At 65.4% G+C, this 25529-nt stretch carries 18 protein-coding genes and 1 pseudogene; 9 read left to right on the top strand and 10 right to left on the bottom strand.

What is annotated here, in order from left to right; all coding sequences use genetic code 11:
• The first annotated feature begins 130 nt into the window (after nt 1–130).
• The gene (locus tag CXQ90_RS16035; protein WP_104140376.1) at nt 131–1324 is read left to right on the top strand and encodes a CynX/NimT family MFS transporter; all 1194 of its coding nucleotides are present in this window, start codon (nt 131–133) and stop codon (nt 1322–1324) included.
• A 198-nt stretch (nt 1325–1522) separates the two neighbouring features.
• On the opposite strand, the gene aceB is transcribed toward CXQ90_RS16035, so the two are convergent.
• Both aceB and aceA read right to left on the bottom strand, forming a co-directional pair.
• Nucleotides 1523–3193, bottom strand: a complete 1671-nt coding sequence (gene aceB / locus CXQ90_RS16030) for a malate synthase A (protein ID WP_104140375.1) — start codon at nt 3191–3193, stop codon at nt 1523–1525.
• A 225-nt stretch (nt 3194–3418) separates the two neighbouring features.
• Nucleotides 3419–4750 carry an isocitrate lyase gene (gene aceA / locus CXQ90_RS16025; RefSeq protein WP_104140374.1) on the bottom strand — a complete coding sequence of 444 codons (1332 nt, stop codon included), beginning with the start codon at nt 4748–4750 and terminating at the stop codon, nt 3419–3421.
• Nucleotides 4751–4929: 179 nt separating this feature from the next.
• On the opposite strand from aceA, the gene CXQ90_RS16020 reads away from it, so the two are divergent.
• Nucleotides 4930–6417, top strand: coding sequence for a helix-turn-helix transcriptional regulator (locus CXQ90_RS16020; protein WP_104140373.1), 1488 nt, complete (start codon nt 4930–4932; stop codon nt 6415–6417).
• 302 nt (nt 6418–6719) lie between these two features.
• Complete coding sequence (locus CXQ90_RS16015; RefSeq protein ID WP_104140372.1) at nt 6720–8468, top strand: pyruvate dehydrogenase; 1749 nt, start codon at nt 6720–6722, stop codon at nt 8466–8468.
• A gap of 120 nt (nt 8469–8588) precedes the next feature.
• Here the strand turns inward: CXQ90_RS16015 and CXQ90_RS16010 are convergent, their stop codons facing one another.
• Nucleotides 8589–8948: an iron chaperone gene (locus CXQ90_RS16010; protein ID WP_104140371.1), complete on the bottom strand. Its 360-nt coding sequence runs from the start codon at nt 8946–8948 to the stop codon at nt 8589–8591.
• Between the two features lie 242 nt (nt 8949–9190).
• On the opposite strand from CXQ90_RS16010, the gene CXQ90_RS16005 reads away from it, so the two are divergent.
• The gene (locus tag CXQ90_RS16005; RefSeq protein WP_104140370.1) at nt 9191–10495 is read left to right on the top strand and encodes a serpin family protein; all 1305 of its coding nucleotides are present in this window, start codon (nt 9191–9193) and stop codon (nt 10493–10495) included.
• 81 nt (nt 10496–10576) lie between these two features.
• Here the strand turns inward: CXQ90_RS16005 and CXQ90_RS16000 are convergent, their stop codons facing one another.
• Nucleotides 10577–11434 (bottom strand): hydroxymethylpyrimidine/phosphomethylpyrimidine kinase, encoded by an 858-nt coding sequence (locus CXQ90_RS16000; RefSeq protein WP_104140431.1) that lies wholly within the window; start codon nt 11432–11434, stop codon nt 10577–10579.
• Nucleotides 11435–11576: 142 nt separating this feature from the next.
• On the opposite strand from CXQ90_RS16000, the gene CXQ90_RS15995 reads away from it, so the two are divergent.
• Nucleotides 11577–12989, top strand: coding sequence for an MFS transporter (locus CXQ90_RS15995; RefSeq protein ID WP_104140369.1), 1413 nt, complete (start codon nt 11577–11579; stop codon nt 12987–12989).
• Between the two features lie 375 nt (nt 12990–13364).
• A complete protein-coding gene (locus CXQ90_RS15990; protein WP_104140368.1) occupies nt 13365–14075 on the top strand; it encodes a queuosine precursor transporter in 711 nt (236 codons plus the stop codon).
• A 136-nt stretch (nt 14076–14211) separates the two neighbouring features.
• Here the strand turns inward: CXQ90_RS15990 and tgt are convergent, their stop codons facing one another.
• The 5 genes from tgt to CXQ90_RS15965 all read right to left on the bottom strand — a co-directional run bounded on the left by tgt (nt 14212) and on the right by CXQ90_RS15965 (nt 18404).
• A complete protein-coding gene (gene tgt, locus CXQ90_RS15985; RefSeq protein WP_104140367.1) occupies nt 14212–15498 on the bottom strand; it encodes a tRNA guanosine(34) transglycosylase Tgt in 1287 nt (428 codons plus the stop codon).
• Nucleotides 15499–15531: 33 nt separating this feature from the next.
• Nucleotides 15532–16257, bottom strand: coding sequence for a hypothetical protein (locus CXQ90_RS15980; RefSeq protein WP_104140366.1), 726 nt, complete (start codon nt 16255–16257; stop codon nt 15532–15534).
• A gap of 121 nt (nt 16258–16378) precedes the next feature.
• On the bottom strand, nt 16379–17452 hold the full coding sequence (locus tag CXQ90_RS15975) for a DUF6707 family protein (RefSeq protein ID WP_104140365.1): 1074 nt from the start codon (nt 17450–17452) through the stop codon (nt 16379–16381).
• 85 nt (nt 17453–17537) lie between these two features.
• Nucleotides 17538–18077, bottom strand: coding sequence for an NUDIX hydrolase family protein (locus CXQ90_RS15970; protein WP_104140364.1), 540 nt, complete (start codon nt 18075–18077; stop codon nt 17538–17540).
• A gap of 129 nt (nt 18078–18206) precedes the next feature.
• Complete coding sequence (locus CXQ90_RS15965) at nt 18207–18404, bottom strand: hypothetical protein (RefSeq protein WP_104140363.1); 198 nt, start codon at nt 18402–18404, stop codon at nt 18207–18209.
• Between the two features lie 276 nt (nt 18405–18680).
• On the opposite strand from CXQ90_RS15965, the pseudogene CXQ90_RS15960 reads away from it, so the two are divergent.
• The 3 genes and pseudogenes from CXQ90_RS15960 to CXQ90_RS15950 all read left to right on the top strand — a co-directional run.
• Nucleotides 18681–19020, top strand: a pseudogene (locus CXQ90_RS15960) (RpiB/LacA/LacB family sugar-phosphate isomerase); the annotation flags it as partial.
• Nucleotides 19021–19190: 170 nt separating this feature from the next.
• Nucleotides 19191–20612, top strand: a complete 1422-nt coding sequence (locus CXQ90_RS15955; protein WP_104140362.1) for an MFS transporter — start codon at nt 19191–19193, stop codon at nt 20610–20612.
• A gap of 51 nt (nt 20613–20663) precedes the next feature.
• A complete protein-coding gene (locus CXQ90_RS15950; RefSeq protein WP_104140361.1) occupies nt 20664–22823 on the top strand; it encodes a glycogen debranching N-terminal domain-containing protein in 2160 nt (719 codons plus the stop codon).
• A 282-nt stretch (nt 22824–23105) separates the two neighbouring features.
• Here the strand turns inward: CXQ90_RS15950 and CXQ90_RS15945 are convergent, their stop codons facing one another.
• Entirely contained in the window at nt 23106–25262 is a 2157-nt protein-coding gene (locus CXQ90_RS15945) for a glycogen debranching N-terminal domain-containing protein (protein ID WP_104140360.1), read from the bottom strand.
• Nucleotides 25263–25529 lie beyond the last annotated feature (267 nt).

Here is a 25529-nt window from a genome sequence, read left to right as displayed (position 1 = left end):
AATAGGGTTCCGGCGGGCACGGGCATACGCTCCTGCCCGCCGACTTTTTCCATCGATTTGGCCGCGGCGTGATAGCAATGAAAGTGATGAGCCCCCTTACCATGCCCCCGCCAGCCGCCCCCGCCGCCGTATGAAGGCCCACCCGGGGTCCAAGGTTCCCAGCAGCTGGATTCTTCTCGCCTGCATCGGGCTGATCGCACTGAACATGCGGGGCCCGTTCGTGGCGGTCGCCCCCGTGGCGGCGGCCATGCAGCGGGACCTGGGCTTCTCGCCCGTGGAGCTGGGGCTGCTGACCGGAATTCCGGTGCTGTGCTTCTCCCTGGCCGCGCCGCTCGCCTCGCTCGCCGGCCGCCGGCTGGGAGCGGAAGTGGCCATCACCCTGACCCTCCTGGGTGTCCTTGCCGGCGTCGTGGTCCGCTCCGCCGGAGGCGGCGCGCTGGTGATGCTCGGCACGGTCATTCTGGGCGTGGCCATCACGATCGGAAACATCGCGGTGCCGCTGATCATCCGCCGGGATTTTTCGCCGCGCCGCCAGGGCACCGCGATGGGCATGTATACGGCGGCCCTGAACATCGGCTCGTTCCTCACGTCCGTGGTCACGGCACCCTTGGCCGAGGCTGCCGGCTGGCGACCCGCCCTCGCGGCCAGTGCTGTATTCGCCGTCGCCGCCATGGGCTTCTGGGTGTTCGCGGCGGGCCGCGGGGCCATTGTTCCGGCACCGGACGACGGCTCGGGCGGCGCTCCGGCCCCAGGCCGCCCCGCTTCACGCTGGATCACGGTGGGGCTGACTGTTGGTTTCGCCGGCCAGGCAGTCTCCTATTACGGCGTCACCGCCTGGCTCCCCACCCTGCTGGCGGACGAGCTGGGGATGGCTCCGGCTGCCGCCGGAGCGGGATCATCCCTCTTCCAGATTCTCGCCATCGCGGGCGGCATGGGCGTTCCGTTGGTGGCCAGGTTTGCCAGTACGACGGCGGTGGCGCTCGCCTTGGGTGCCATGTGGCTGACCGTGCCGCTGGGCCTGCTGTTCGCGCCCCAGCTGTGGTGGCTGTGGTCCTCCTTCGGCGGCATCGCCCAGGGCGGCGGCATCACCCTGATCTTCATCGCCATCATCAAGCTGGCCCGCGACCAGGCCTCGGCGGGACGGATGTCGGCAGTCGTCCAGGGCACAGGGTACTGCTTCGGCGCGGTGGCGCCCACGCTGCTGGGCTACGTGCAGGGTGCCACAGGTTCGTGGGACGGCCCGCTGCTGATTATCCTGGGCTCCGTGCTCCTGTTCATCGTCGGAACCACGCTGTCAGTCCGAAAGGTGCCGAAACAGCGCTAAGGCAAGCGCCGCCGTCGTACTTCCCGCGCACACCAGCGCGAACTGGCAGCTGATGCCCTCAAACCTTGGGTTTGCGGTCATCAGCTGCCAGTTCGCAGCTATGAAAGGTGGGTTCCGTTGCCGGGCTGCCTCCCCGGATTTCGGGGGTGCTGTTGCGAAGGCGTGGCAGCCCGGCGGACGGAAATCTAGGGCCAGGGGCTAGGCGGCGACGAGCTCGTCCTCGATCGCCTCGGCCGTGGCGTCTATGCCCTCGCGGGCTTCGTGCAGGTAGCGGGCGTAGGCCGGAACGGTGAGGAAGCTGGGGAACGTGTCGCTCAGCGTGACTTCCTCGAAGATGTCGCGGGCATCGGCGAAGCGGTCGCCGTCGAAGCGTTCCAGTGCGGCGAACTCCTCGTCCAGCATGTCCTCGACCCATTCGCGGCTGATGATCTCGCCGTGGTCCGTGATAGCGCGTGAGTAGATCCACTGCCACAGCTGCGAGCGGGAGATCTCCGCGGTGGCGGCGTCTTCCATGAGGTTGTGGATGGCCACGGCGCCGTTGCCTCGGAGCCAGGATTCGATGTACCTGATGCCCACCTCGATGTTGTTCCGGATGCCCTGCTCGGTGATGGTGCCCTGGGTCGCCGCCACGTTGATGAGTGCGCGGTCGTCCGGGATAACGTCCTCGCGCAGGCGGTCCAGCTGGCTGGACCGGTCGCCGAGCACGGCGTCGAACACCTCGCGGCAGACGGGAACCAGGTCCGGGTGGGCCACCCAGGAACCGTCGAAGCCGTCGGCGGCCTCGCGGGTCTTGTCAGCACGGACCTTCTCGAAGGCGTTGGCGTTGGCGGCCTCGTCCTTGCGGTTGGGAACGGCGGCGGCCATCCCGCCGATCGCCATGGCGCCGCGCTTGTGGCAGGCGCGCACCAGCTGCTCGGTGTAGGCGCGCATGAACGGGGCCGTCATGGTCACCTGGCCGCGGTCCGGCAGCACGAACCGGGGGCCGCGGGTCCGGAAGTTCTTGATCAGCGAGAAGATGTAATCCCAGCGGCCGGCGTTCAGTCCGGAGGCGTGGTCCCGCAGCTCGTACAGGATCTCCTCCATTTCGAAGGAGGCCGTGATGGTTTCGATCAGCACCGTGGCGCGGATGGTGCCCTGCGGAATGCCGAGCAGGTCCTGGGCCAGGATGAAGATGTCGTTCCAGAGGCGTGCCTCGAGGTGGTTCTCGATCTTCGGGAGGTAGAAGTACGGTCCCTTGCCCTGGGCCAGCAGGCGGCGGGCGTTGTGGAAGAAGTACAGGCCGAAGTCCACGATGCCGCCGGCCACCGGGGTGCCGTTGATGAGCATGTGCTTCTCGGGCAGGTGCCAGCCGCGGGGACGGACCACGATTGTGGGCAGGTCCTCGGCCGGGCGCAGCTTGTAGTCCTTGCCCTCCGGGGATGTGAAATCGATCCGGCGTTCCAGCGCATCCGTGAGGTTGAGCTGGCCCTGGATCACGTTGCGCCAGGACGGCGTGGACGAGTCCTCCATGTCCGCGAGCCATACCTTGGCGCCGGAGTTCAGCGCGTTGATGGTCATCTTCTTGTCCACCGGCCCGGTGATCTCCACCCGGCGGTCCTCCAGCCCCGGTGCCGGCGGAGCGACGCGCCAGTTGGGATCGTTGCGGACGGACTCGGTCTCGCGGAGGAACCGCGGGTCCTGGCCGGCGGCGATCTGCTCCCGCCGTGCCCTGCGCGCCCGCAGCAGCTCCTCGCGCCGCCCCGCCGTGGCCTTGTGCAGCTGCGCAACGAAGGCCAGAGCATCCGGAGTCAGAACCTCGCCCTGCCGGCAGATGGGCTGGGCGGTCAGGGTGATCCCGTTAATAGTGAAGTTGTCGGTGAAGCTGTTCATTTCTGTCTCCTTAAAGACGAAAAGGGAAGTTCGACGGCGGGAGGGGCCAAAGGTGCGCTACTCACAAGGCCGAAGGTGCCGGTATTGCGGCAGCCTGCGTAAAAGGGGCCCTGTGCCCGGGTCCGTCCTCGCTCAGCGAGGTCGGACCCGGGCATGGGGAATAGCAGGCAGAGCAATGCCGGTCCGAAGGCCGGAGGGGACCAGTCCGCCGTCGAGCGGGAAGTGTTAGTGGAACTGGCCCTCTTCCGTGGATCCCACGAGAGCCAAAGTGGATGCGTTCGGGTTGAGCGCGGTGGCGATGTCGTCGAAGTAGCCGGTGCCGACTTCGCGCTGGTGTTTGGTCGCGGTGTAGCCGCGGGACTCGGAGGCGAATTCCTTCTCCTGCAGCTCGACGTAGGCGCTCATGCCTTCACGGGCGTAGCCGTGGGCGAGGTCGAACATCGAGTAGTTCAGGGCGTGGAAGCCGGCCAGGGTGATGAACTGGAAGGTGAAGCCCATGGCGCCGAGTTCCCGCTGGAACTTGGCGATGGTGGCGTCGTCCAGGTGCTTGCGCCAGTTGAACGACGGCGAGCAGTTGTAGGAGAGCATCTGGTCGGGGAACTCCGCTTTGACGGATTCCGCGAACTTGCGGGCCAGCTCGAGGTCCGGGGTGCCCGTTTCCATCCAGATGAGGTCGGAGTACGGGGCGTAGGCCTTGGCGCGGGCGATGCAGGGTTCGATGCCGTTGCGGACCTTGTAGAAGCCTTCCGGGGTGCGGACCGGCTGGCCCCCTTCGCGGAGGATGAATTCCTGGTCGCGCTCGTCGACGTCGGAGGTGATCAGGGTTGCCGCTTCCGCGTCGGTGCGGGCGATGACCACGGAGGGGGTGCCGGCGACGTCGGCGGCCAGGCGGGCTGCGTTCAGGGTCCTGACGTGCTGCTGGGTGGGGATCAGGACCTTGCCGCCGAGATGGCCGCACTTCTTTTCCGAGGCGAGCTGGTCCTCCCAGTGGACGCCCGAGGCGCCGGCCTGGATCATGGACTTCATCAGCTCGTAGGCGTTGAGCGGGCCGCCGAAGCCTGCCTCGGCATCGGCGACGATCGGCACCAGCCAGTCCTCGACGGTCTGGATGCCCTCGGAGAACTCGATCTGGTCGGCACGGAGCAGGGCGTTGTTGATCCGGCGGACCACCGTGGGAACCGAGTTTGCCGGGTACAGCGACTGGTCCGGGTAGGTGTGGCCGGAGTTGTTGGCATCCGCGGCCACCTGCCAGCCGGAGAGGTAGATGGCGCGGAGGCCGGCCTTGACCTGCTGCACGGCTTGGTTGCCGGTGAGGGCGCCCAGGGCGTTGGTGTACTTGCCTTCCTTGTGCTCCTCGGTGAGCTGCTTCCACAGCTTCTCGGAGCCGCGCCGAGCCAGCGTGTGTTCTTCGGAGACGCGGCCGCGGAGGCGGACGACGTCGGAGGCTGAGTAGTCTCGAGTGACGCCTTCCCAGCGCGGGTCGGCAGCCCACTCGAGCTCCAGTGCGGCGGCCTGCTGTTCGGGCGTCTGCTGGGTGGGCTCAAATGCTGCAGTCATCTTTGTCTCCTCGTTTGTGCTCCGGGTTGTCCGGGCCGGCTGTCCCTGCGTCCTTGCAGTTCCGGCTGGCTGGACCGGTGCGGTGTTTCTTTCCGTGACACCTACTTTTCTGCACTTTCAAGAGACTTTCTAGATAAGAATGCTGGAAAGAAATGCACTTCTTCGCGTATTCTGCATAAATGTCGCCTACGAGCTGGAATCGCAAAGCCGCCACCCCGCCGTCGTCCCCTGCGGCCCCCGAACTGGACGTCATCAGCCTGGGCCGCCGCGTGCGCCACCTGCGCAAAGCGGCGGGCATGACGCTCGATGACCTGAGTGCCGCCGTCGGGACCGCCCCCAGCCAGCTGAGCCTGATTGAGAACGGCAAGCGCGAGCCCAAACTGGGACTGCTGCAGCAGCTGGCGGCGGCTCTGAATGTCAGCATCGACCAGTTGCTCGGCGCCGAGCCGCCCAACCGGCGCGCGGCCCTGGAGATCGAGCTGGAACGGTACCAGCGCAGCCCCCTCTACGAGTCGCTGAACCTGCCGAAAATCCGCATCAGCTCGCGGCTGCCGATGGATGTTCTCGAGTCGATGGTGGGGCTGCAGCATGAGCTGGAGCGCAGGCTCAACGATCAGGTGGCGACGCCCGAAGAGGCGCGCCGCGCCAATGCCGAACTGCGCGCCATGATGCGGGAGCGGAACAACTATTTCCCGGAGTACGAGGCCGAGGCCCAGAAGGTGCTGGCGTCGGTGGGGCACACCAGCGGTCCACTGTCGCACCACGTCATTGCGGACATCGCCGGGCACCTCGGTTTCAGCCTTCACCACGTGGGCGACCTGCCGCATTCAACCCGTTCCGTGACGGATCTTAAAAACCGCCGAATTTATCTCACGCAGAACCAGCGCACCGATCACGATCCTCGTTCGGTGCTGCTACAGGCGCTGGGGCATTACGTCCTGGGCCACCAGACGCCGTCGAATTACGGTGACTTCCTGATGCAGCGCGTGGCCACGAATTATTTCGCCGCCGCGCTCATGCTCCCGGAGCAGGCCACCGTGGAGTTCCTGCAGCGTGCCAAGCAGGCCAAGGAAATAGCCGTGGAGGACATCCGGGACGCCTTCGCCGTGTCCTACGAAACCGCCGCGCACCGGTTCACGAACCTTGCCACACAGCACCTGGACATCCGTACGCACTTCCAGAAGACCCACAAGAGCGGCATCATCTACAAGGCCTACGAGAACGACGGCGTGACGTTCCCTCAGGACCACACCGGCGCCATTGAGGGCCAGCCGTCGTGCAAGAACTGGACATCGCGGGTGGTCTTCGACGTGCCGGACAAGTTCAGCGCGTACAACCAGTACACGGACACCCCGGCCGGGACCTACTGGTGCACGGCCCGGACCGAACGCTCCGCGAACGGCGACTTCTCGCTGTCCGTCGGCGTGCCTTATGCCCAGGTGAAGTGGTTCCGCGGCCGGGAGACCACCGAGCGGTCCAAGTCCACCTGCCCGGATGAGAACTGCTGCCGCCGGCCTCCGGCCTCGCTGACGTCGGAGTGGGCGGGCAATGCCTGGCCGTCCGCCCGGGCTCACTCCCACCTGCTGGCTGCCATGCCTCCCGGCGCGTTCCCCGGCGTGGACGAGACCGAGGTGTACACGTTCCTGCAGGCGCACTCGGGGAGCTAGGGGCGCCCTGCACGGGCCTGGGCGCTTCGTCCCGGACGCGCCCGACCTGATCGACGCTATATCACTTCCCGCAGGTTTCCGCCGGACGCTCTCCCACGTCCTGCGGGTTTCCGCCGGAAGCTCTCCCACTTCCTGCGGGTTTCGCCCGGACGCTCTCCCACGTCCTGCCCGCGTCGCGTCGCGGCGCCGGCCCCGGCGCCGCGCGCCGCCGTCGTCCGTTTGAAAACCTGGAAACCGTCCCAAGGCGGGCGGACTATATTGGCCCTGTCAGCACATCAAGCCGATCGCGGGAGCGTGCACTCATGGCCAAGGAACTTGCAAACCAGCTCATCGAACAGCTGCAGGCTGCCGGAGTGCAGCGAATTTACGGGATCGTGGGGGACAGCCTCAATCCGATTGTCGATGCCGTGCGGCAAACGGGCGGCGCCTCCAAGGGCGGCATTGACTGGATCCATGTCCGGCATGAAGAGGCGGCCGCCTTCGCCGCGGCGGCCGAAGCCCAGCTGACGGGCCGGCTCGCAGTCTGCGCGGGTTCGTGCGGCCCGGGGAACCTGCACCTGATCAACGGGCTCTACGACGCGAACCGGTCGGGGGCGCCCGTCCTGGCCATCGCCTCGCACATCCCCAGCAAGCAGATCGGCAGCGGATTCTTCCAGGAAACCCACCCCGACCGGATCTTCAACGAATGCTCGGTGTACTCGGAACTGGTCAGCACGGCAGAGCAAGCGCCTCGGGTGATGCACAGCGCGATCCAGCACGCCATTGCATTAGGAGGCGTCGCCGTCGTGACCGTTCCCGGCGATATCGCCGGACTCGAAGCAACAACTGACACCCCGCTTCCTGCAGCGTTCGTACCTGCAACCCTTGTGCCGGCGCCGGAGAGCGTCCAGCAGTTGGCTGATGCCATCAACTCGGCCGAGAAGGTGGCCATCTTCGCCGGTGCCGGCGTGCAGGGCGCCCACGATGAGGTCATTGCGCTGGCCGAGCTGATCCGGGCACCGATCGGCCACTCGCTCCGCGGCAAAGACTTCATGCAGTACGACAACCCATACGACATCGGAATGACCGGGCTGCTGGGCTACGGTGCCGCCGCTGAGGGGATCGAGGACGCGGACCTGCTGATCCTGCTCGGCACCGATTTTCCGTATGACCAGTTCCTTCCCGGCACGCGCACGGCCCAGGTGGACCGCGCCGCCCACAAACTGGGGAGGCGGACAGACGTCGACATTGCCGTCCATGGTGACGTGCTGCCCACGCTCGCGGCGCTGATGCCCCTGCTGACGCTGAAAAAGAGCCGCCGCTTCCTCGACCAGATGCTCAAGAAGCACGACCGGCTCATGAACAAGGCCGTCGGGGCCTACACCCGCAAAGTGGAAAAGAAGCAGCCGATCCACCCGGAGTACGCCGCGTCCCTGCTGGACCAGGTGGCGGCGGAGGATGCCATTTTCACCGCCGACACAGGGATGTGCAACGTCTGGACTGCGCGGTACATCAACCCGCTGGGCACCCGCCGGCTGATCGGATCGTTCCTGCACGGCTCCATGGCCAATGCCCTGCCGCATGCGATCGGCGCGCAGCTGGCCTATCCCGGGCGCCAGGTGGTTTCGGTCTCGGGCGACGGCGGACTGTCCATGCTGCTCGGCGAGCTGATCACGGTCGCCGCTTACCGGCTGCCGGTAAACGTGGTGGTGTTCAATAACTCCACCCTGGGCATGGTCAAGCTTGAGATGCTGGTGGACGGCCTGCCCGACTTCGGCGTCGATGTGCCGGACGCCAACTACGCGGCGGTCGCCCAGGCTCTCGGGTTCCATTCGGTCCGCGTCACGGATCCGGCCCGGATCGAGGAGGCCTACCGCGAGGCATTCGCCCATCCGGGACCGTCGCTGGTGGAACTCATCACCGATCCCAAAGCGCTCTCGATTCCGCCGAAGATCAAGGGGGCGCAGGTCCTGGGCTTCGCCACGGCGATGTCCAAAGTGGTCCTTAACCGTGGCGCCGGTGAGGCCGTCAGCATGGCCCGGAGCAACCTGCGCAACATCCCCCGGCGTTGATTGGCCGCGCCGGCGGGGGCGGACGGCGCTGATTTGCGTAACGGCCGGCGGCGGCAGTTTGAGGAACGGCCGACGGCGGCGCTGCCGCCACGGCTTGGGGACGGGATCCGCGGGGAGGTCCTACTTTCCGCCGTGCCGCTCCGCCGCCAGCCTCGCCGACACCCTGCCGATGAGTTCGTAGGGAATAGGCTTCCCCAACGGAAACTTCAGCGTGCCCTTTGCCACCAGATATGGTGCGATCTCCCGCTCGAGCGCCTCATCCCCGCGGGGAACCGGATAGACGGAAACGTGGTGTTTCCAGGCTGCGAAGTACACCACGTAGTGCCCATTTAGCGTGATCGTGGGGATGCCGTAGCTGATCATCTCGCCAGCGCCGGGCACCGCCGCATGGGCGTGGCTGCGGATCTGCTGGAGGATTGGCTGCACGTCGGCGGGGAACGACGCGATGTACTCGTCAACGCTAGAAAAGTGCTGTGGCATCCTTCGCTCCTCCGCTTCCGGTGTGTCTAGAGGATACGCCGGTGCCACAAACCTGAGAGAGCCTTGACCCGGAACATGCAGGAAGTAAGGGAGCGTTGGCGAAAACGTTGCGAACGGTGGGAGAGCGTCGGAGCGCGAGACCTAAACGACGACAAACCGTGACCGGACAGGCATCGTTACTGTCAGACCCTGCTGGTTGACTGTGAATAGGCGGTTTTCCGCGGTTTGTCTGAGGGGCGGCAATGAACAGGATTCGAGTGGCTAAATTGGTGGCAGTATCTGCGGTGGCGGCCTTGACAGCGTGCTCTGCGCCGCAGCCCGGACTCCTGAAGGCGGACGGCGTCGAACGCGTCTCGGTGCAACTCGCCGACTACGGCGCGGAGTTGCGGTCCCTCCGAGACTCCGCCCTGACACTCGGGGAGGCGCTGCTGGCCGATGGCGGCGACGGCGCCAACGGCAACACCGTCTCCTCGCCGGGCAGCCTGCTCATCGCACTCGCCATGCTTCGCGCCGGTGCGTCGGGGGAGGCGGCTGCCGAGATGGACGACGTCCTCGGGCTTCCCGCCGACCACCGCGATGAAGCCCTGAACGCGCTGCTCGCTTCCCTGGAAAAGTTCGACGGCGATCCCGGCTCCGTTGATGAAGGGAACCCGCCGCGGAAGCCGGTCATGCACCCGGCGAACGGCCTGTTTGTGGACACAGGGGTCACTACGGGTGCGGCCTACCTTGACACGCTGGCCCGGCACTACGGCACGGGTGTGTATCCGGTGGACTTCGGCGACGAGGCAGCCACCAAACCTGCCATCGACGCATGGGTGGATAAGAACTCCGGCGGCCGGATCAAGGAGGCCCCCGCGGAATACGACCGCCGAAACACCTTCAGCCTCCTCAATGCGCTGTACTTCGCCGCCGCATGGAGTGTTCCGTTCGATCCCAACAACACTTCCGACCTGCCGTTCACCACGGCCGAGGGCAAGGAGATCACCGCCCCTGCCATGCACAACCTGCTGCCCATGAAGTACGCGGAAGGCCGGGGCTGGCGGGGCGTGGACCTGCCCTATGCCGAGGGCTTCGTGATGCGGCTGGTCCTGCCGGACCCCGTGGCCAATAGGAGCACGGGCGAGGGCGCAGGTACAAACACCGGCACGGTGCTGAGCGCGGAAACTTTGGCCCAGATCGCCCGAACCATGGATTCCGCCCGGCAGGAAACCGTCCAGATCCAGCTGCCGCGCTGGGACCACAAGTGCAGCTTCGATCTCCGCGAAGTCCTGGGAGCAATGGGACTGAAAAAGACGCTGAGCACGGACACCGACTTCGACGCCATCCAGCCCAAAATGATGGTCACACAGGCTGCGCAGGCCGCCAACATCACCGTCGCGGAAAAGGGCACGGTGGCGGCCGCGGTGACCCAGATCAACGGCATGGTTACTAGCGCCCCGCCGCAGCCGGAACGGACCATCGAGTTCGACAGGCCGTTCCGTTACCAGATCCTTCACGCCGAGACAGGCCTGCCGCTGTTCATGGGTACGATAGCCGACCCTCGCTGACGCGAAGACGCACACCGGGAACGCGCCTCCGGGACGCACCCCGGGAACGCGCATCCTCGGAACGCGCCCGCGTCCCCGCGGCTAGACGGCCCCACCCTGCCACAGCGCATCGAACGGGGCGCCCGACGCCACGCGGTTGCGGATACCAGCCGTGACAAACGCCTTCGCCGTCCGGGCGGCCTCAACAGGTGCGGCGCCCTTGGCCAGCTCCGCCGTCACGGCGGCGGCCAGCGAACAGCCTGCGCCTGAGACGGCCACCTCGCCCACCTTCGGGGCGGAAAGGACCTCGAGGGTCTCTCCGTCGTAGAAGACGTCCACGGCGTCGGGCCCGGCCAGCCGCACGCCGCCCTTGGCCAGCACGGCGGCGCCGCTGATCTCATGGATGCGAATGGCCGCGGCCTTGAGCGAGTCGAGGTCCGTGATTTCCAGCCCGGACAGCGACTCGGCCTCGAAGTGGTTCGGCGTGACAAACGTGGCCAGCGGCAGGATCTGCGCCTTGAGGGCCTGGTCGGTGTCCAGTGCGTGCCCCGGCTCCTGGCCCTTGCAGATCAGTACGGGATCGAGCACCACGTTGGTGAACCCGCCGCCGGCCAGCGCCGAGGCAACGGTTTCGATCGTGGCGGGGCTGCCCAGCATGCCGATCTTCACGGTGTCCAGCACGGAAGGCGCGCCGGAAGCGGCACCGTAGGCCGCCGTCGTCGCCTCCAACTGGTGCGCAATAACCTCTTGGTCCACCGGCACGAAGCGGTGGTTCCAGCTGTCCGAGGGATCGAAAGACACGATGCAGGTGAGGTTGGCGATGCCGAAGACGCCCAGCTCCTGGAACGTCTTGAGGTCCGCCTGGGCACCGGCACCGCCGGTCGCCTCGGAGCCGGCAATCGTCAGAACGACGGCGGGAGTGGTCCGGTCAGGGGTCGCAGCAGCTTCAGCAGTGGTCATGGTCCCATCCTGCCACCGGGCGCGGACGTCCCGCATTGTGCTCATGAACAGTATGACCAAAAGAAGGGTGGCCCCGGTCACGGGAACTAGGGTGGCGGACGGCGCTGCTTTCTTGCGGCGCCGAATCCAGGAAGGTTCACTGATGAGCACCCAACTGTCCGAAGCAGCCCAGACCCGGCGGGCGGTGAGCAATATCCTCAAAGGCTCCTCCGGCAACCTCGTAGAGTGGTACGACCTCTACGTCTACACAGTCTTCGCGGCCTATTTCCAGTCGCACTTCTTCAATTCCAAGGACGAGCTGCAGGCCGGCCTGGAGGCGATGGCCGTCTTCTCGACGTCGTTCCTGATGCGCCCGATCGGCGCCTGGTTCTTCGGCCGCTACGCCGACCGCAAGGGACGGAAGGCCGCGCTCACGCTGAGCGTGACCCTCATGTCCGCCGGATCCTTCGCCATCGCCATCCTTCCGACCACGCAGCAGATCGGCGTCTGGGCGCTAGTCCTGCTCATCCTCGTACGCCTGGTCCAGGGCTTCTCGGTCGGCGGCGAATACGGCACCAGCGCCACGTACATGTCCGAGGCCGCCACTTCAAAGCGCCGCGGGTTCTTTTCCAGCTTCCAGTACGTCACCCTGATCGGCGGCCAGATGCTGGCCCTGCTGGTCCTCGTGATCCTGCAGAATGTCATGCCCCAGGGTGATCTGACCGAGTGGGGCTGGCGCATTCCGTTCGCGATCGGCGGCGTGGCAGCGCTCGTGGTCCTGTGGCTCCGGCGCTCCATGGAAGAGACCGTGTCCGCGGAACAGGTCGAGGCCGCCAAGGCCCCCGCCGCCGGCGAGGCCCAGCCGGGCACCATGAAGCTTCTGTTCACCGGGTACTGGAAGCCGCTGCTGATCTGCATCGGCGTCACGCTCGGCGGCACGGTGGCGTTCTACACGTACACCAACTTCATCCTGAAGTTCATGAATGATACGTCCGGAATCGCCAAGACCGACACGTCGGTGATCAACTTCTGGGCCCTCTTCATCTTCATGCTGCTCCAGCCGGTCTACGGGATTATCTCGGACAAGGTGGGCCGCAAGCCGCTCCTTCTGTGGTTCGGCATCACCGGCGTGCTTTTCACCTGGCCGCTGCTGTCCACACTTGCCGGGACCAAGGATCCGCTCACCGCGTTCCTGCTCATGATGGGCGGCCTGCTGATCGTGGGCGGCTACACGTCCATCAACGCCCTCGTGAAGGCCGAGCTGTTCCCCGCCTCCATCCGTGCGCTCGGCGTCGGACTCGGCTACGCGATCGCCAACTCGCTCTTCGGCGGGACCGTTCCGCTGCTGGGTGCCGCGTTCCAGAAGGCCGAGCGCGTGGACCTGTTCTTCACCTACGTCACCGTAGCCATCGCGATCTCGCTGCTGGTCTACGTCTTCGCGCTGAAGAACAAGAAGGCCACGCACCTTGACCGCGAGCAGGGCGACGCCTGGTCGGCAGCTGTTGTCCCGGACGGCGGCACGGACGCTGGTCGCAGGGACGACGACAAGGACCTCGTCGACGCCTCGCGCCGCTAGGCCCGCGCGCCGTTTCGACGGTTCCCTGCACACAAGACGCTGCGAAGCATCGAGTGCGGCAGGGCACCATCGAAATGGACAAGGACGACGGCGGGTGGCCGGCTACCGGACTTCGGGTCCGGGCGCCGGCCGCCCGCCGTCGTCGTTAAACCGCCTGTCGTTAGACTGCCCCGTCGGTAGACCTGGAGTGGCAGTGACGGCCGCTATCACTCCTGTCCGCGGCTGCCCGGACAACGCTGCGGCCAAGGTGAGAGAATGGAGGGCGGTTCCGGCGGTCAGTCCGCAGCGGACCGTCCAGTGCTAATACAGCCGGCTGGCCGCGCGTTCCTCTGGCAGGACGCGGGCACCGAGCGAACCACTATGAATGGAACACCCATGACTTCCGCCAAGACTTTCCCCGCCGCAGCTCCGCCCAGGTTCGCCTCGGTCGGCTCGCCGTACTTCGGCATCATGCTCGCCATCATGGCCGTGGTGCTAATTCTCTCCAACATCGGCGCGTCCAAAGGCGTGGTGCTGGGCCCAATCGTGACGGACGGCGGCTTCTTCCTGTTCCCGCTGGCCTACATCCTGGGCGATGTCATCAGCGAGGTGTACGGCTTCAAAGTGGCGCGCAAGGCCATCATCACCACGTTTGCGCTCTCGGTGTTCGCCTCCGTCTGCTACTGGATCATCATCGCGCTCCCGGGGTTCGACGACGAGTTCGGCGCATCCAAGCAGGCAGCCTTGGAGGGCGCGCTCGGCCCGGTTCCGCAGATCGTGCTGGCCTCCATGCTGGCATTCCTCGCTGGACAGACCATCAACTCCTGGATTCTGGTCAGAATGAAGGCGCGTACCGGCGAGAAATCCCTGTGGGCGCGGATCATGAGTTCCTCGGTGGCCGGCGAGTTCGTGGACACGCTGATCTTCTGCAGCATTGCCGCGTCCGTCATCGGCATCACTGACTTCGGCATGTTTGTGAACTACGTTGTGGCTGGGTTCCTCTACAAGACCCTCGTGGAGTTCCTCCTTGTGCCCGTGACGACGCTGGTGATCGGCTGGGTCAAGAAGCGCGAGCCGAGCTACGGGGCAGTGACCCAGGCAGCGTAGCCGGCCACCCGCCGTCGTACGTTCCCGCCCGGGTCGCCGCTATTTCGACGGTTCCTGCCCCGCTCGACGCGGCGATACGTCGAGCGCGCAGGGAACCGTCGAAACGGCGGGGCGCGCCGGACGGACGCGTCAGCCCCTAGGAGTAATACTGAGCCAGGGTCTCCGCCTTGAACTCGAAGAAGTCCCCGGATTCGATGGCCAGCCGGGCGTCGTCCACCATCTTCACCACGAAGCGCTCGTTGTGGATGGAGATGAGCGTGGCGGAGAGCATCTCCTTTGCCTTGAACAGGTGGTGGATGTAGGCGCGGGAATAATTCAGGCAGGCGTAGCAGTCGCAGCCTTCCTGGAGCGGGCCGAAGTCGCGCTTGTACTTGGCGCCGGACAGGTTGTACCTGCCGGTGGGCGTGTAGAACGCCGAGTTCCTGGCCACGCGGGTGGGCGAGACGCAGTCGAAGGTGTCGGCGCCGTTTTCGATGGCCGTGAAAATGTCGTCCGGCTCGGAAATGCCCAGCAGGTGCCGGGGCTTGTTCTCCGGGAGTTCCTCATTGCACCACCGCACGATGGTGCCCAGGTTCTCCTTCTCCAGCGCCCCGCCGATCCCGTACCCGTCAAAGTTCATGGCACCGAGATCCCGGCAGGCCTTCCGCCGCAGGTCCTCGTACTGCGCGCCCTGGATCACGCCGAACAGGGCCTGGTACGGCTTGCCCGCGCGCTCCGACGTGAGCCGGAAGTGCTCATCCAGGCAGCGGAGGGCCCACAGCCGGGTCCGCTCCAGCGACTCCTCTTGGTAGCCACGGGAGTTCTGCAGGGTGGTGAGCTCGTCGAAGGCGAACATGATGTCCGCGCCGATCTGGTGCTGCACCTGCATGGAGATCTCGGGGGAAAAGCGGTGCCGGTCCCCGTTGAGGTGGCTCTTGAACCACACGCCGTCGTTGTCCACGTGGGCCAGGCGCTCCTTGCCGGCGGCCACGGCATCGTCGGGCCCGGACTGGTCCACGGACTTCATGTCGATGACCTTCTTGAACCCCGAGCCCAGGCTCATGACCTGGAATCCGCCCGAATCCGTGAATGTGGGGCCAGGCCAGTTCATGAAGGCGCCCAAACCGCCGGCCTCGTCCAGAACGTCCGGACCCGGCTGGAGGTACAGGTGGTAGGCGTTGGCCAGCAGGGCCTGCGCTCCGAGCTCCGCCATGGATTCGGGCAACACCGACTTCACGGTCGCTTTGGTTCCGACGGCGATGAAGGCTGGCGTCTGGATCTCGCCGTGCGGCGTCGTGATGGTGCCGGTCCTGCCGAGGAACTCGCCACCGTTGGCGGACACCTGTTCGGCGGACGGGCGGCAGGACTCAGCGAGCCGTTTGCCCACGCGGAAGGAGAACTCCGACTGACGGGCTGGCGGCTCTGGTTCAGGATTGGCTGGCACGGTTCAAGTGTGCCAGCTTCGCCGCGTGAAACCTCAGTGGATGGGTTCCGATGTGGGGTAGTTCTCAGAGCGCCAGTCGTCCCATAGTGTGCGGATGGTTTCCAGGCTGTGCGCCCCCAGACCGTACGTCGACAGGATCACCATCGAGCCGCCGTCGGGCCTGACCTCCGGGATGACAGGCTGGTCCGCCACGATCAGCAGGCCCTCGCCGTGCTCCGCGTAGCTGTGCACGGTGAGCCCCACCTGATGGTTGGATTTGTACCAGACCTTGCCGGAGATTTCCTCGCCGGTGGCCAGGGTCAGCGAATAATTCTCGCCCGGGGCGGGGACGTCCTTCAGGCCCAGCTTCTCGATCGCGGAGCCTCCGCTGCCCGGCACCGAGAAGAAGCAGGTCCGCCGCTTGCCGTGCGGGTGCCGCTCCAGAGCGAACCGCAACTGGTGGAGGAACGTGAGCCAGCCCTGGGTGATGTCCTCGTCCCACGCGGCCCACTCGGAGTTGTGGTCCATCGCGGCGCGCGTGACGCTGACCTCCGTCCCCGTGGGCACCGGCTTCAGGGTGAAGATGTCACCGCCGTCGACCGTCAGCATGGTGTGGTCTGCGCCCTCGACCACGGTGGTGTTGAAGTAGATCTCATTGATTTCCGCCGCGAGGTCGTCCGCCTCCCAGCCATGCCACTGGGCGACCTTGGAGGGTTCACGCAGCATCGTCCAAACCTGTGGGGCGTCCGAGTTGATCACAACGCTCAGATTGTTCGTCATGGCCTGAATCTACAACTTCGGCACAGCCCGGGCTAGAGGAAAGGGCCAATCTTCGGGACTCGTTACGGGTCCGCCGCGGGCCCGCGCCCAGTACTACAAAGGGGCTAGCACTCCGAAGGGGCTAGGCCCGGACGGATTCCAGTTCATTGGCGATCCGCCGTTCCAGCTCCCCGGCACTGATGGTCTGTGACCCGCCGTGGGCGCGCAGGAACAGCAGCGACTCGAGGCGCAGCAGGCGCCATTCGCGCTCGGCCTCGTGGTTGGAATTGTCCATGGACCGGAAAATCTCTTTGTCGTACAGGTTGGGCTCGTTCAGCGACCGCTGGCGCACCCTGGCCTGCATGCGCGCCTTGAAGGCGTCCGTTTCCTGGTTTTCCGGGGCCCGGAGCAGCTTCTCGTAGACGGCCGCGCGGTCCTTCTGCCCCGTCTGGCGGCAGATGTAGGTGGAAAGCGAGAGTGACGCCTCAACCGACGCCCAGCGGCCGGGGTTGCCATCGAAGGGCAGCACGTTGAGGAGATCCGCCACAGTGAGCGCGGCGTCGGGGTCCTTGAGCATGATGAAAAGTTCGTGCGCGAGGTCGCTGAGATCCTTGAGGCAGCTGCCGGACTTCGTGTTGATGCCCTTGACCAGCTTGTCGGCCAGAAGCAGCACGCCCACGGAGTCCGGATGCGCTTCAGCGACGGCCTCCACTACCGACTCGGGCGTCCCGGCCGGCTCCGGGATGAGGGCGAGGTCTTCGGCGCTGGGCCCGATCACCGCCGGCGTTGTGGCCGGCAGGGGAGGCACGACGACGGCGGCAGGCGCCGGGGGCACAGCCGTCCCGCCGCCGGGGTTCTCAGCAGCCTGAAGCGGGGTGGCGGCGTCGGACTCGTTGGAGGCGCTGTCCTCCCCGGGGATGTTCGCTCCGGCCCTGTTCTCCGGGGCGACTTCTACTGGGGCGATGCTGAGCGGGGAGCCGCCCGGGACGGGCTGCGGCCCGGCGATCCGGGCGGAGGACCCGGCGGCGATGCGGAGCATGCCGCCCCCGGTCAGCGTGGCAAGGACGATCGCAGGAGTGCCAAAGTCGTCGTTTTCGACTTCCACGGAGTGAATTTCCGCGGACCGCTGGCCGTCCGGCAAGAGAAGGTGGTCGCCCGCCTGCAGAGATCCAGCCTGCTTTTCGTGGGAGTTCTGGGCAGCTGGTGGGTGGTTCATCGGGAGTCCTTAAGTTCTCTTGCGGTCCGCCCAACAGTCTACAAAGGAGCGAGTGCGATGTCGGGGAGGCGCGGACGCCCGGGCGTCAGCTGCCTACGCCGGCGTAAGCCAGGGCCTGCCGAACCAGCGCCCCGCGGCCCCCGCTGAATTCCAGCTGGACACCTTCGCTGAGCACTTCCTGCGGGGTCATCCACGTGAGTTCCAGGGCGTCCTGGCGCGGTTCGCACTCGCCGGTCACGGGGATGATGTAAGCCAGCGAGACGGCGTGCTGGCGGTCGTCGGTGAAGCCGGTGTGCGACGGCGCCGGAAAGTATTCGGCCACGGTGAACGGCACGGGGCTGATGGGTAGCTGCGGGAAGGCCAGCGGGCCGAGGTCCTTCTCCATGTGGCGAAGCAGGGCGGCGCGGATGGTTTCACGGTAGAGCACGCGCCCGGAGACCAGGGACCGGACCATGGTGCCGTCCTCGTCCGCCTGGAGGAGGGTGCCCACCTCATTCACAAACCCGAGGGGATCGAGTCGGACCGGCACAGCTTCCACATAGACCATGGGAAGCCTTCCGCGGGCCTCGAATAGGTCTTCGTCGGACAGCCAGCCGGGATTGGGGTCGGGGGTGCGCACGTTCATGGTTAAGTTCTACCCCATACCCACCCGTCCGGCCGCCGATGCGTGAGATCTCAGCTCTTAGCGGATGCTGTCATGTCTCAGCACATCGTGGACACTTCATGTCTCAAGTGATCGTGGACGTTTCATGGCTCAGGACTTCGTGGACGTTTGGGTGGCCAGAAATCCGCGGGGTTTATTGTTGCCGACGTAGTTCAGAGGCCGTGGCGGGCGTTGATGGCTGATGATTTCTGTTCCGCGGGAATCGAAGAACATGATGCTTTCGTCGTCGTAGAGGACGTGTATTTCCTGGCCGATGTATGCCTTGCCGAGTTTAAATCTGGTGCCCACAACAGTTGCTTCGCCTCTGAGATTGGCGATTCGGCGGACGCTGCGGCGCGGCGAGGCCGTGATGGTTTCCGGCGCCGGAGGCTGCGGCGGCTCGGCTTTCCAGTCGCGTCCCAGGCCTCGATCGGAGTAGTACCGGGAGGCAGCGACTGGTGTTCGCGTTCAGTGTTGTCGTACCGGTCGAACACGTCGATGTGGGCTTGGAGTTCGTCCATCGTGGCAGCCGGCGGCCGCTTGTTCAGGAAGAGGTGCAGGGTCCGGTGGGCTGCAGCAAACGAATCAGCTTGCCTCAACGCGGCGTTGGCCGTCGTGGCGGACCAGCAGGCCGGGGTGCATGCGCTGGGCAGCGTGCTGGGCGGCTCCGGGAATGGGGAACAGATCGCCGCCAACAAGGTCAAGGGCGTCCGCGCAGCCCTCGCCTGGAACCACTCCACCGCCACCCTCGCGCCCAGCGCAACGACGCGAATGTGGTGGCAGTGGGAGGACGCCAGCACAGCGTGGAGGAAGCCACGGCCCTCATCAAGGCGTTCCTGCAGGAACCCTTAGCAACGACGAACGCCACATGCGCCGGATCGGCAAAATCGCCACTTACGAGACCACCGGCGAGGTCGTCGAGTGATGCCCAGGGACAGCCCGCTGTCAACGAACTGGAGGCATTGAATACGGTTCTGGATCGTCTTATATTGCTGCTATCGGGCAATAGTCGTCCGTGGGCCGAAGCCTCGAATCAGCGGTGACTTTTCATCGGACAGCCGGCACTCCGAGGTCATCTGTCGGAGGCAGGTCACTTTGAATTCCGGTGCAGCAGCAAGCACCCACAAGGGGTCCACTGATCCTGAGTACGCGACCAATCTTCGCCGGGCAACCTTCGCGTCAAGCGTGGGAAGCGCCTTGGAGTACTATGATTTTGCCCTCTACGGGCTTGCCTCCGCCCTAATCTTCAGCAGGGTTTTCTTCTCCAACCTTGACCCTGCCACGGGAACTGTTGCCAGCTTCGCCACATTCGGGGTCGCATTTGTTGCTCGGCCCCTGGGCGGACTGTTCTTCGGCACGGTCGGTGACAAGCTTGGCCGGAAATGGGTGCTGGTAGCCACCATCCTGCTGATGGGCGGGGCCTCCACACTGGTGGGTGCATTGCCAACGTACGACCAGATCGGCATCTGGGCGCCGGCCCTTCTGGTCCTGATGCGGCTTCTGCAGGGTTTTGGGGCGGGGGCGGAGCAGGCGGGGGCCACTGTACTGATGGCCGAATATGCGCCGGTGCGTCGTAGGGGGTTCTACGCCGCCCTGCCGTTTATCGGTATACAGGCCGGCACCCTGTTGGCTGCCGGCGTCTTCATCTACCTTGGGACCCTGCCCACGGATGTGCTGCTCTCAGGGATCTGGCGGATTCCTTTCCTGGCTTCTATCCTGCTTATCGCTATCGCATTGTTCATCCGCCTCCGCCTTAGAGAGAGCCCCACGTTCATCGTGCTCGAAGAGCAGGAACAGATCTCTCACAGCCCGCTGCGTGAAGTGTTCAGTCGGTCCTTGGTCAACGTGCTGCGCGGCATCGGGCTGCGGATGGCGGAGAACGGCGGCTCGTACCTCTTCAATACCCTTGCCGTCAGCTTCGTGGTCACCACAGTCGGCGTGGAGGGCTGGATCGGTCCACTGGCAGTCGCCGTCGGCTCGCTCGTTGGCATGGTCTCGGTCCCGTGGGCCGGTGCTCTGTCGGACCGTTTCGGTCGGATTCCGGTCTACCGTTTCGGAGCCGGTGTTCTGCTGGTGCTGGCGTTCCCCGGTTGGTGGCTGCTGTCCCTGGGCAATCCTTTGGTCATCATCCTGGTTATCACGGTGGCTATTGGCTTCGGAGTCAATACGATGCTGGGTTCGCAGTGTGCTCTCTTGCCCGAGCTCTTCGGCAACCGCCATCGCTACATCGGTGTCGCTACCGCCCGTGAATTCAGCGCGGTGCTTGCCGGCGGGATCGCGCCCGTGGCGGGCGCGTGGTTGATCAGCATCAGCGGCGGTGCGTGGTGGCCGGTGGCGACCTACGTCTTCGTGCTGTCCGTCATTACGTTTGCTACTACTTTCTTGGTGCCCGAAACGCGCGGCCGCGATCTGACGCTGATCGAGGATGCCTCGAGGGATACCGCCGAGCAGGTGAGTCAACGTCCGACGCCGACCACCTCGCCAAGGGGCAACCGCGGCCACGGCAGCTTGGCCTAGCTAAACCCTCACCTTTCAAACCTGCGGTCAAATTTGTTGGAGGAACCGGGGATGGCTGGATGGAACGCTGACACAGCGGCCGGCCCGTTAGGGGCCGGGACGGTCACCCTGGTAGAGGGATCCTCCTTCTGTATCTCATTGCCCAATGGGGATATTCATCCCGAACACCCCCATGGGGTCTTCTTTCAGGACACGCGGATATTGTCCGGCTGGAACCTGACCGTTAACGGCCAGCCGCTTGAGGCCCTGGCAGCCGAGATGAAGGAGCCGTACCGGGCGCTGTTTGTGGGGCGCGTCCCTCGTTCTGACGGGTACGCTGACAGCCCGCTGATCGTGGAGCGCCTGCGTGAGGTGGGCGCCGGCATCCAGGAGCAGGTCACTATCCGCAATTACTCCGTGGACCCGGCCGAATGCGTCATATATGTGAGCATCGGGGCGGATTTCGCCGATCTCTTCGAAGTCAAGGAGGCGCGGATCCAGCGGCGCTGGGATGAATCCCGGGACGTTGACGGTGATTCACTGACCATTAGGGGTGCCTGGCAGGATATCCGGAAGAGCATTCTTGTCCAGGCTCCCGGTGCCGCCGTCACACCGGAAGGCCTTTCCTACCGTCTCTCCATCGCGCCGCACACTCAGTGGAGCACGCTCCTCACCGCCGTGCCCAGCGACGAAACGGCAAGTCCGCCCCCGCCGTCGTTCGATAATGTGGATGAGGATGGATTGTCTCCCATGGACCGGCGCCGGCAGGAATGGGTTGCGAAGATTCCTGTGCTGCACATGGGAAACCGGTCCATCGAAAGGACTCTGCGGCGGAGCTACGACGATCTGGGTGCCCTTCGCATCGAGGACCCGAATCATCCCGAGCGCATTGTGGTGGCTGCCGGGGCGCCCTGGTTCATGACCCTGTTCGGCCGCGACTCGCTGTTGGCCTCGGAAATGGCGTTGCCGGTGGACCCCTCCCTGGCCTTGGGTACGCTGCAGACGTTGGCGGACCGCCAAGGCAGCGTGGTGGATCCCATGAGCGAGGAGGAGCCCGGCAAAATCCTGCACGAAGTCCGGCTCGATGTCTCCAGTGGCTTGGCGCTAGGCGGAAAATCCATCTATTACGGCAGCGTGGATGCGACTCCGCTGTTCGTGCTGGCGCTTGGATCGGTTAGCCGCTGGGGATTCGCCAAGGACACCATCGCAGCCCTGCTGCCGCACGCCGACCGAGCGCTGGAGTGGATCAGGGATTACGGAGACAAGGACGGCGACGGGTTCGTCGAATATGAGCGCCTCAACGACCGGGGGCTCGTCAATCAGGGCTGGAAGGACTCCTGGGACGGAATCAACTACGCCGACGGCCGCCTGGCCGAGCCCCCCATCGCGCTTTGCGAGGTGCAAGGCTACGTTTATGCGGCGTACACGGCGCGCGCATGGATGGCGTACGACGCCGGTGACTTGGCTTTGGCGCGCGATTTCGCCGACCAGGCAGCGCTGTTGAAGAAACGTTTCAACGAACAATTCTGGATGCCTGACCGCGGGTACTACGCGATCGCATTGGACAGCAAGAAGCGTCAGGTCGACGCCTGTGCCTCCAACATGGGCCACTGCCTGGTCTACGGCCTCCTCGACGAGGACAAGGCACCGCTTGTCGTGGAACGGCTGATGTCTCCGGAGATGTTCAGCGGCTGGGGCGTGCGGACCCTCGCGAGCGACATGGGCGCCTACAACCCCGCCAGCTACCACAACGGCTCGGTCTGGCCACACGACAATGCGCTCATCGCAAGCGGCCTGCTACGGTACGGCTTCATAGCTGAGGCACAGCGGATCTCCACGGCCATGCTGGAGGCGGCTGATTTCTCCGACGGTCGCCTGCCGGAGCTGTTCTGCGGTTTCAGCCGGGACCAGATTGCCGAGCCTGTACCCTACCCGACGGCCTGCTCGCCCCAGGCGTGGGCGGCCACCACACCCATCCGGCTGGTGACGAATCTGATGCGGTACGACACCCATGTTTCCCTCGGCGGGCTATGGGTGGATCCAGTACTGCCCGAGTCTTACGGCGACCTGCACATCAGCAACGCCCCTGTGGCTGGGGGCCGGATCACCATCGACATAGCCAACTCCGTCCCCTCTGTTCAAGGGCTGCCAGAAGGAATTAAATTGCGTCCGGGGCAACGGCCTTACTTGACAGAACTGGTGGAGCAAGCCGGCTTACACCGAGAGGCTTAGCTCCTGGTCTTCTGTCCTTCTGAACGCCCAAAACGGACCTTTCGCCGGCCACCTTGTGGCAGAGCCGGCCCAAAGACGACGTAACCGTGGCTATCAGCGGCCGTCATCGGTAGGAATCAGGCGTCGTAGCGCTCATAAAAGGACGTGGAGGTGAGGGACCATAAGCGTGGCGGCTCCAGCCCGGAGATGAGCGGGCTGGTCGCAGCCGGCAAGCCGCGGGGACTGCCGCCGGTTCGACGGTGTCGACGGCGATTCGGGGCGGTCCTCAGCCCGGCGGGTGCGCTAAGCCTTTTCGCGCCGGCCGGCCTGCTCCACGAGTTCTGTCAGCCACGGCCGGTGCCCGCGGTGGAACACCATCCCTTCCGGCAGGCCCTGGACGGACGGGACGGAGTTGGCAATGTCGATGGTGATCCGGCCGCCGGCCATCGGCGCGTTGGTGATATGCAGATCGCCGTAGGACTCCGGGAGCACGGGATCCATCCAGAAGCCTCCGCGGGAAACGTGGGTGTCATAGCGCATCAGGCTCGTCACCAGCAGGATCGGTGTGGTCGCTGCCCAGGCCTGGGGTGAACACGCCGTCGGATAGGGGACAGGCTCGGGAAACTGGTCCCGGCCGAAGCCGCAAAACAGCTCCGGGAGCCGGCCGCCCGAATACTCGGCTGCCTCCAGCAGGGCCGTGGAGATCCGCTGCGCCTCCGCCACAAAACCATAGCGCATCAGACCGGCCACGATGACAGCATTGTCATGGGGCCACACCGATCCGTTGTGGTAGCTCGCGGGATTGTAGGCGCCCATGTCGCTCGCGAGGGTCCGCACTCCCCAGCCGCTGAACATCTCCGGGGACATGAGGCGCTCGGCCACCTGCCCGGCCTTATCCTCATCCACCAGACCTGTCCACAGGCAGTGGCCCATGTTGGACGCGCAGGCATCGACGGGGCGCTTGTCGCGGTCCAGCGCGATGGCGTAGTACCCGCGGTCCGGCATCCAGAATTGTTCGTTGAAACGTTTCTTCAACCGCGCTGCCTGGTCGGCGAAATCGCGCGCCAAAGCCACGTCGCCGGCGTCGTACGCCATCCATGAGCGCGCCATGTAAGCGTCATAGACATACGCCTGCACCTCGCACAACGCGATGGGCGGCTCGGCCAGGCGGCCGTCGGCAAAGTTGATCCCGTCCCAGGAGTCCTTCCAGCCCTGATTGATCAGCCCCCGGTCGTTGAGGCGCTCATACTCGACGAACCCGTCGCCGTCCTTGTCCCCGTAATCACGTATCCACTCCAGGGCGCGGTCCGCGTGCGGCAGCAGGGCGGCGATAGCGTCCGCGGCGAATCCCCAGCGGCTGACCGATCCGAGCACCAGCACGAACAGCGGGGTGGCGTCGACGCTGCCGTAGTAGGTGGACTTTCCTCCCAGGGATAGCCCGCTGGAAACATCCAGCCTGACCTCGTGCAGGATTTTGCCCGGTTCCTCCTCGCTCACAGGGTCCACCACGGCGCCCTGGCGGTCTGCCAGTGTCTGCAGCGTACCCAAGGCCAGAGAGGGGTCTACCGGCATGGCCATTTCCGAGGCCCACAGCGAGTCGCGCCCGAACAGGGTCATGAACCAGGGAGCGCCCGCGGCCACGACCACGCGGTCCGGATGGTTCGGATCCTCGATGCGGAGGGCACCCAAGTCGTCATAGCTGCGCCGCAAAGTCCGTTCGATGGAGCGGTTTCCCATGTGCAGCACCGGGATCTTGGCCACCCATTCCTGCCGGCGCCGGTCCCGCGGGGACATTCCTTCCCCGTCAGCACGGGCAAATAAGTCCTCGGGACTGACACCCTCAGCGCTTGGCATTACCGTGAGGACAGAGCTCCACTGGCCGTGGGCTTCGACGGAAACGCGGTACGTGATGGCCTCCGGCACAACGTCTGCTCCAGGGGCCTGCACAACCACGCCCTTTCGGACATCCTGCCAGACAGCCCGGATGGTCAGCGCATCGCCGTCCGCGTGGCGGGTTTCGTCCCAGCGCCGCTGGATCCGGGCATCCTTGACCTCGAAAAGATCCGCAAAATCCGCCTCAATCCTCAGGGAGATCAGGCATTCGGCCGGTTGCGGGGAGTAATTGCGGACGGTGATCTGCTCCTGTATCCCGGCACCCACTTCGCGAAGCCGCTCCACGATCAGTGGGCTATCGGCGTACCCGTCCGAGCGGGGAACGCGTCCGGCAAACAGCGCCCGGTAGGGTTCCTGGGTCTGTGCGGTCAGCGGCTCGAGCGGCCGATCATTGACGGTGAGGCTCCAGCCGGACAGCATCCGCGTGTCCTGGAAGAAAAATCCATGTGGATGTTCGGGATGGATATCCCCGTTCGGCAAGGAGATGCAGAAAGACGACCCCTCGACCAAGGTGACCGACCCGGCCCCCAACGGTCCGGCCCCGGTGTCGGCATTCCATCCAGCCATCCCGGCCCCCTCAAGAAACCCGCACCAGCGTGCCATGGACCCTGAAGGTCAGGCTGCCGCCGTCACCACCAATTCTCAGATCGACGCTACGCTTGCCAGCTCTCGGATGCCAGACCTCCGTTGTCTCATCCACCTCGTAACGCACGCGAAAGCGCGTCACGCAGGTTCCAGGGTAATACGCAGCTGCAACGCTCTTCGTGCCATACAGCCGGCCCAGCGGCCCCGATACAGAGACCGTCCTCCCAAGGTGAAAGATTCAACTTGGTC

It is taken from the genome of Arthrobacter sp. ZGTC131 (assembly GCF_002929275.1).
Classification (GTDB): Bacteria; Actinomycetota; Actinomycetes; order Actinomycetales; family Micrococcaceae; genus Arthrobacter.
This window is presented reverse-complemented; position numbering and strand designations above follow the sequence as displayed.